This is a genomic window from Streptomyces corynorhini, assembly GCF_003346515.1.
In the GTDB taxonomy this organism is placed as follows: domain Bacteria; phylum Actinomycetota; class Actinomycetes; order Streptomycetales; family Streptomycetaceae; genus Streptomyces; species Streptomyces corynorhini.
Map to the genome: position 1 here is coordinate 1 of NZ_QQNA01000141.1, position 7,073 is coordinate 7,073.

3 protein-coding genes, 1 tRNA gene and 1 pseudogene are annotated in these 7,073 nt (G+C 73.7%); 4 read left to right on the top strand and 1 reads right to left on the bottom strand.

Annotated elements, in window-relative coordinates:
• Positions 1–266: 266 nt before the first annotated feature.
• Positions 267–339: transfer RNA gene (locus tag DVH02_RS18430), tRNA-Arg, on the bottom strand.
• Between the two features lie 311 nt (positions 340–650).
• Between DVH02_RS18430 and DVH02_RS18435 the strand changes: the two genes are divergently transcribed.
• The 4 genes and pseudogenes from DVH02_RS18435 (at position 651) to DVH02_RS18450 (ending at position 6,936) form a co-directional block, all read left to right on the top strand.
• On the top strand, positions 651–2,255 hold the full coding sequence (locus DVH02_RS18435) for a dynamin family protein (RefSeq protein ID WP_114624919.1): 1,605 nt from the start codon (positions 651–653) through the stop codon (positions 2,253–2,255).
• 107 nt (positions 2,256–2,362) lie between these two features.
• Complete coding sequence (locus DVH02_RS18440) at positions 2,363–4,426, top strand: YfjP family GTPase (protein WP_233518306.1); 2,064 nt, start codon at positions 2,363–2,365, stop codon at positions 4,424–4,426.
• A 144-nt stretch (positions 4,427–4,570) separates the two neighbouring features.
• A pseudogene (locus DVH02_RS37150) lies at positions 4,571–4,934 on the top strand (single-stranded DNA-binding protein); the annotation flags it as partial.
• 640 nt (positions 4,935–5,574) lie between these two features.
• Positions 5,575–6,936 carry a Cys-Gln thioester bond-forming surface protein gene (locus DVH02_RS18450; protein ID WP_114624918.1) on the top strand — a complete coding sequence of 454 codons (1,362 nt, stop codon included), beginning with the start codon at positions 5,575–5,577 and terminating at the stop codon, positions 6,934–6,936.
• Positions 6,937–7,073 lie beyond the last annotated feature (137 nt).

A 7,073-nucleotide genomic window follows, 5' to 3' on the forward strand; every position in this document is an offset into this window, starting at 1 on the left:
GTCAACCCCCCGTTGCGCATGCCGGAAAACCCGACAAAGAGGGCGAATGGGGGTGGGCGTGAGGGGCGCGGGCGAGGGGCGCGGGTGAGGGGCGGCCGGGGGTGTGGTGGGGAGTGCGGCCGGGGGGCGTGCGGGTGCGTCGCCGACGCTTCGCGGGCGGGCGTCGCCCCGCGCGTCCTTACGTCGCCGCTACGCCGGTTTCGCTAGCGTGCGTTGACCTCGCGCGAGAGCCCTCCATGGGGAGGGCTGTGCACGCGCGTAGAAAGCGCCCCCGGCAGGACTCGAACCTGCGGCCAAGTGCTTAGAAGGCACCTGCTCTATCCACTGAGCTACGGGGGCCGGTGGTGGCCTCGGTGCCACGGAGTCCGCAAGGGTTCCGTGACCTTGCCCGGGACAAGGATAGGGCTCCGATCGCCCTGCCCCGGTTGCTTCACGTGCGTGGCACGTTGTGGAGGTTCAGTGAAGCGAACCGATAATCGCAGGCAGCCCGGATTCACGCATCGCTTTTGGCCTCCGACGCACCGGGTGTTGTGCACTCGTTATGCCTGCGCCCCACTCGTCCCGTCTGTCCCGAAGCGTAATCGGCGCGCAGAGGGGTCTATACGCTTCAAAAAGACTCCAAAGTTGGGCATTCTTCACATGTGGTGACCTTGGATGTACGGCCCCAGCTGATCGACGCACTTTCCGCACTGCGCGACCGTGTCGCCGCCGTGCGTCTTCCGCTGCCCCTCCCGGGGGCGCCACGGGCCCGGCAGTCCCGGGCCGAGCTGCTGGCGCAGCTGGACGACTATCTGCTGCCGAGGCTCAGGGATCCCGAGGCGCCCCTGCTCGTGGTGGTGGGCGGATCCACGGGGGCCGGGAAGTCCACGCTGGTCAACTCCCTGGTGGGACGACGGGTCAGTGAGGCGGGGGTACTGCGCCCCACGACGCGTACCCCCGTACTGGTGTGCCATCCCGAGGACCATCACTGGTTCGCCGGGATGCGCGTGCTGCCGGACCTCACCCGCGTCTGGCTGCCGCACCAGGAGGACGACCCGGCGGGCGGCGGCGGTGGCGACGGTACGGAGCCGCTGGAGCGCGGCGCGCTGCGCGTCGACACCGCGCCCACGCTGCCCCGGGGGCTCGCGCTGCTCGACGCGCCCGACATCGACTCGCTCGTGGTGGAGAACCGGCTGCTGGCCGCCGAGTTGATCTGCGCGGCCGACGTGTGGGTGATGGTGACCACCGCCTCGCGGTACGCGGACGCCGTGCCGTGGCATCTGCTCCGTACCGCGAAGGAGTACGACGCGTCGCTGGTGACCGTGCTCGACCGGGTGCCGCATCAGGTGATCGACGAGGTGTCCCGGCAGTACGGGGCGCTGCTGACGCGCGCAGGACTCGGCGACGTGCCGAGGTTCACCATCCCCGAGCTGCCCGAGTCGGCCGGCGCCGGGCGCGGGCTGCTGCCCACCACGGCCGTCGCCCCGCTGCTCGGCTGGCTCGCGCACCGGGTACAGGACCCGGCCGCCCGGCAGCAGGCCCTGGTGCGCACCGCGGCCGGGGTCGTCGACTCGCTGAACGCCCGGATGCCCGAGCTGGCGGGCGCGGTGGCCGCCCAGTACGCCGCCGCCGTACGGCTGACGGGCGCGGTGGAGGACGCGTACGCGACCGAGGGCGAGCGGGTGCGCCGCCAGCTCCAGCGGGGCGCGGTCCTCGCGGGCGACGCGCGGACCCGGTGGCGCGGCTATCCGCGCGACAGCTCGGCCAGGGAGCTGCTCGACTCGCTGGTGGAGAGCCTGGGCGCGCTGCTCCAGTGCGCCGTGGCCGCCGCCGACGAGCGGGTCGAGGACACCTGGCGGCGCGAACCGGCCGCCGGGGCGCTGCCCGTACCGGCCCCGGACGGGGAGGCGACGGAGCGGATCGGGATCGCGGTACGGCGCTGGCGCCGCGTCCTGGAGGAGCTGGCCGAGGAGGAGGTACGGCAGCTCGAACGGAGCGCCGCGCCCGAGCCGGAGGCCGTGGCCGCGCTCCTCGCGACCGCGCTGCTCGGCGGTCGGCGCGCCCGGGTCGCGGGGGAGCGGCTCGCGGAGCGGGTCGGGGCGCAGAGCGCGCTGCGGCTGCGCGACCGGGGCGGCGAGCTGGTGACCACGTACGTGGAGCGTGTCCTGCACGCGGAGCGCGACCGGCGTATCGCGCCGCTCGACGCTCTTGAGGTGAGTCCGGAGCCACAGGCCGAGCTGATCGCGGCCCTGTCCCTACTGCAGAAGGAGAGGTGACCGACGTGGCCAAGACGACGGAGGCGACGGAGGCGACAGAGGCGACGGCGGCGACTGCGGCGACTGGCGCGTCAAAGGCGTCATCAGAGGTGCCCGGGGAGCCAGAGGTGACTGAGGCGGTTGCTTCGAAGGGTGCGCCCGGGGTGGCCGGGGTGGCCGTGGTGGCCGGTGCGAGCGGCGCCGGTGTGGAGGAGACGCAGGAGGCGGAAGAGGCGGGCAGGACGGAAGAGATCGGCAGGACGGGAGAGACCGGCAGGACGGAAGAGACCCGCAGGACGGGAGAGACCGGCAGGACGGAAGAGACCCGCAGGACGGAAGAGGCATGGGAGACCCTCCCGCCCCCGCCCCCGCGCGGCGGCTGGGACGACGGGCTCATCGCCCGGCGCGCCGACGGGAGGAGCGCCCCGGGGGCGCTGGACGCGCTGGAGGCCCTGGACGCCCTCGTCCCGCTCCCGGAGGCCACCGGAGCGTCCACGGGCGCGAGCGGCCGTCCCGACGGCGTGGACGGCCTCACCGGCGCGCGGGACGACTCCCCGGGCGCCGCGGCGGGCACGCTCCTCGACGGGAGCGGAGCGCACACGCCCATCGGGGGCGCGTACGGCGGCGCGTTGCGGGTACGGCTGGACGCGCTCGGCGAGCTGGTCGGGCTCTCCAGGACCCGGGTCGAGGGCGCCGTGCTCGCCGAGGCGGGCCGGGTCCTGGACGAGGCGTCCGCGCGCCAGCGGCTCTCCTCGCGCCACACCGTCGTCGCGATCGCGGGCGCGACCGGCAGCGGAAAGTCCACGCTGTTCAACGCGCTCGCGGGGGTGCCGATCTCGGAGACCGGGCTGCGCAGGCCCACCACCTCCGCCCCCATCGCGTGCATGTGGTCGGACGGCGCCGCGGGGCTGCTCGACCGGCTCGCCATCCCGGGCCGGCTGCGGCGCAGGCCGCTGGCCGGGGGCGACGGCGACGAGGAGTTGCACGGTCTGGTCCTGGTGGATCTGCCCGACCACGACTCGGCGGTGGTCCGCCACCGGGAACAGGTGGACCGGGTGCTCGCGCTCGTGGACGCCGTCATCTGGGTCGTCGACCCCGAGAAGTACGCGGACGCCGCTCTGCACGAGCGCTATCTGCGCCCGCTGGCCGGACACGCGGAGATCACCTTCGTGGTCCTCAACCAGGTGGACCGGCTCCCCGGCGACGCCGCCGACCAGGTGCTCGACGATCTGCGCCGACTGCTCGACGAGGACGGGATGGCCCTCGGCGAACACGGCGAGCCGGGGGCCACGGTGCTCGCGCTCTCCGCGCTCACCGGCCAGGGCGTCGGTGAACTGCGCGAGCTGCTCGGGCACTTCGTCCAGGACCGGAGCGCCCCGGCGCGGCGGCTGTCGGCCGATGTGGACGGGGCGGCCCACCGGCTGCGGTCCGCCTACGTCGCGGAGGGGCGCGCCGGGCTCGGGGAGCGCGCCCGCGAGCAGTTCGCCGACCGGCTGGCCTGGGCGGTCGGCGCGGTGGCGGCCGGGGAGGCGGCGGAGCGCGAGTGGCGCAGGAACGCCGGGCGGGCGTGCGGGACGCCCTGGCTGCGGCTGTGGCGCTGGTACGAGAGCAGGCGCAGGCCCGGCTGCGAGCCCCCGCGGGCCCCGGAGGTCGTCGAGGAGGAGATGACGGCACGCCAGCGCGTCGAGCAGGCCGTGCGTACGGTCGTGGACGAGGCGTCCGCCGGGCTGCCCACGCCCTGGGCGCACGCGGTGCGCGAGGCGGCCGTGCGCGGGGCGCGGGGGCTGCCGGAGGCGCTGGACGAACTGGCGGTCACGGCGGGACCTGGCGGCAGGCCGCCGCGCCCCGCCTGGTGGCCCGCCGCGGTGCTGGCGCAGGCGGCCATGACGCTGCTCCAGTTCTTCGGCGCGCTGTGGCTGGTGGGCCAGATCGTGGGTGCGCTGGAGCCTGGGCTGCTCCCGCCCGTTCTGGTGATGCTCGCGGGGATCATCGGCGGGCCGTTCGTGGAATGGGCCTGTGGAGCCGCCGCCAAGGGGCCCGCGCGGCGGTACGGGCAGGACGCCGAGCGGCGGTTGCGGGAGGCGGCGGCGGGCTGCGGGCGGGCGCGGGTGCTCGACCCGATCTCGGCGGAGCTGATGCGCTACCGGGAAGTGCGCGAACAGTATGTGACGGTTTCCCGCACGGTCGGGTGAGCGGGATATCCACAACTGGCCGGTAATCCACAGGCGTCGGCACGTTCTTTCCGTCCGGTCCAGCATGGGTCGTGGATCGGCCATGGCAGCGGTCATGGGATCCGTCATGAGATCTGCCCGAGGGGCCGGACGGAAGGCGCGGTGATGAACGACACGGTGGTAACGGTGGTGGGGAATGTCGCCACCGGAGTGGAATTCAGGGAGTCGGCCACGGGCGGGGTGGCGCGGTTCAGGTTCGCGGTGTCCCCGCGCCGCTGGGACCGGCGGCGCGGTGGCTGGGGCGACGGGCCGACGAGCTTCTACACGGTGTGGGCGTGGCGGACGCTGGGGGCCAATCTGGCGGCCTCGGTGGCGGTGGGCGAGCCGCTGGTGGTGCACGGTCGGCTGCGGGTGCGGGAGGAGGAGAAAGACGGCAGACGCTGGACGTCCGTGGACATCGACGCGGTGGCGGTCGGACACGATCTGACGCGCGGGACCTCGGCGTTCAGGCGCGCGACCAGGAAGGCCGCCGTTCTGACGGACGATCACGAATGGTCGACGCAGGGCCAGGAGTGGGTGGCGCGGGGTCAGGACGCGGCCCGTGCGGCGGGCGCGTCCGGCCGGGATCCCTCGGGCGGGGGGCCGGACGAGCTGCCCGACGGGTTCCCGCCCGCCCCCTCGGACGAGGCCGCCACCCTGCCGTTCGGCCCGCCTCCAGGCCCGCCTCCCGGCCGGTCTCCCGACTCGTCGCCCGATCCGTCTCCCGGCCCCTCGCCCGGCGCCGGTCCGGGCGGGCCCGCCGAGCTGGTGCCGACCGGAGTGCGCACCGCCGATTCGGCGTCGACTGACCCTGCCTGAGCGGCAGTTGTGGAGATTTGTCGATATTCGTGACGCTATTCCAGGGGGCTGTCAGGAGATCGATAACGATTGCGATTCGGAACGGTTGTCTGAACGCATGGGCGGCGATCTGCGCTTCTTCCCGTCCATAGGATTCGCGAGTACTCACGGGGCACTTGAGTCTGCTGGCGAGGCCCACCCCCCACGCGTTCGTACGCGAGAGACCTCGCCCGAAGGGGAATTCTGTGTTTTCTGCGATATCTGCGTCATCCGTACGGAAGCGAGGCGCCGCTCGTCTTGCCGCCGCGGTCCTCGCCTCGGGTCTGGTGGCGATGGGATCGCTGGCGGGTGCGGGTTCCGCCGCCGCCGACGAGGCCCCGCTCCACGCGGGCGGCGCCTCCGCCACCCTCGACGGGCTGAAGACCTACGACGGCGCCGTGCTGCACGCGGACGGCGGGGACCAGCAGCTGACGGCCGGACTGTTCGAGATGACCGTCGACGGCGGCGGCAAGCTCAAGACGTACTGCGTCGACATCCACAACCCGACACAGGACCAGGCCAAGTACCTGGAGACCCCCTGGGACCAGACCTCGCTGGGGGCCAACAAGGACGCCGGCCGGATCCGCTGGATCCTGGAGAACTCCTACCCGCAGGTCGACGACCTCGCCGCCCTGGCGGGCAGCGCGGGCACCGGACCGCTCACCGAGAAGACGGCCGCGGCCGGCACGCAGGTGGCGATCTGGCGCTACTCGGACGGCGCGGACGTCGACGCGAGCGACCCCGCCGCCGAGAAGCTCGCCGACTGGCTGGAGAAGAGCGCGCGGAACTCCGCCGAGCCCAAGGCGTCGCTCACCCTGGAGCCCGGCGCGGTCTCCGGCAAGCCCGGCGAGCGTCTCGGCCCCGTCACGGTCCGTACGGACGCCACCGGCGTCGTGGTCACCCCGCCCGCCGACGCCGCGGCCAGCGGTATCGCGATCACCGACAGGGACGGCGAGCCGGTCACCACCGCCGTCGACGGCACGGAGCTGTACTTCGACATACCGGCCGACACCGCCGACGGCGGCGCGTCGCTCGAGGTGCAGGCCACCACCTCGGTGCCGGTCGGCCGGGCCTTCGCCGGTGTGACCAAGAGCCAGACCCAGATCCTGGCGGGCTCAAGCGACTCCACCGTCTCCGCCACGGCCACCGCGAACTGGGCCGAGGAGGGGGCGATCCCCTCGGTCACCGCGCGGAAGAACTGCGCCAAGGGCGGCGTCGACGTCACCGCGACGAACCAGGGCGACGAGGTCTTCGCCTTCGAGCTGTCCGGTGCCCAGTACTCCGTCGTGCCCGGCGGATCCACCACCGTGACCGTCCCGGTCGCCGAGGACGAGGCGTACAGCCTGACCGTCACCGGCCCCGGCGGGTTCTCCCGTACCTTCAGCGGCGTCCTGGACTGCGAGACGACGGGCACCACCGAAGTGGTCACGCGGCAGGCGTCCTCCCAGCCCCTCCCGGCCTCCGCGGGCGGCTCCTCCCAGGGCTCCGTCGAGAGCGAGACCGCCGACACCGGAGCCGTCACGGGCGACCTGGCCGAGACCGGCTCCTCCAGCGCCACCCCGGTCATCGCGGGCATCGCCGTCGTCCTCGTCGTCCTCGGCGCCGGCTCCGTCTTCGTCCTCCGCAAGAAGAAGAACTCCACCGCCGGAGAGTGACCTACGTGGCCGGACAACGGCCCACGGACCCCCACCGATACCGCGAACACAGAGTCAGCGAGTCGCCGCACCCCGTGACACGGCGCAGGCGGGGCCCCCGGAACGCATCGGCGTACCGGGGGCCCCGCCTGCGCCGT

Excerpts from the sequence above, each read along its gene's own strand:
- DVH02_RS18450 (WP_114624918.1), top strand. The coding sequence starts at position 5,575 with ATGGGATCGCTGGCGGGTGCGGGTTCCGCCGCCGCCGACGAGGCCCCG.